This window comes from Amycolatopsis sp. SID8362 (assembly GCF_010550475.1).
Taxonomy (GTDB): Bacteria; Actinomycetota; Actinomycetes; order Mycobacteriales; family Pseudonocardiaceae; genus Amycolatopsis; species Amycolatopsis eburnea.
On the sequence record NZ_JAAGNB010001653.1, the window covers coordinates 1 to 266 of the forward strand.

The 266-nt window shown below is 76.3% G+C and carries 1 protein-coding gene; it reads right to left on the bottom strand.

The genetic code is table 11. The annotated features are described in order from the left end of the window. Positions 1–266, bottom strand: a 266-nt coding sequence (locus G3I65_RS50790; protein WP_160703062.1) for a hypothetical protein, incomplete at both ends; no start/stop codon positions are given.

Genomic DNA, 266 nt, shown 5'->3' on the forward strand with positions numbered 1-266 from the left:
GCGCCGCGTTCGATGGCGAGCAGGCCGCTTTCGTCGTCCATCGGCCGCTCGGCGTCCAGCCGCGGGGTCGTGGTGCCGTCCTCGGTCCACTTGCCCAGGTGCAGGGTCCCGTCGCGGATCACCGCCGTCTCCTGGCCGTAGAGCCCGAGCGCGGCCTGCACCTGCGTGGCCAGCTCGAGCATGGCGGCCAGCGCGGTCCCCGCCGGGACGGCGGCGTAGTCCCGCACGCCCGGTGCGGGCTGCGCCTTCGCCAGCCCGTGCCCGAC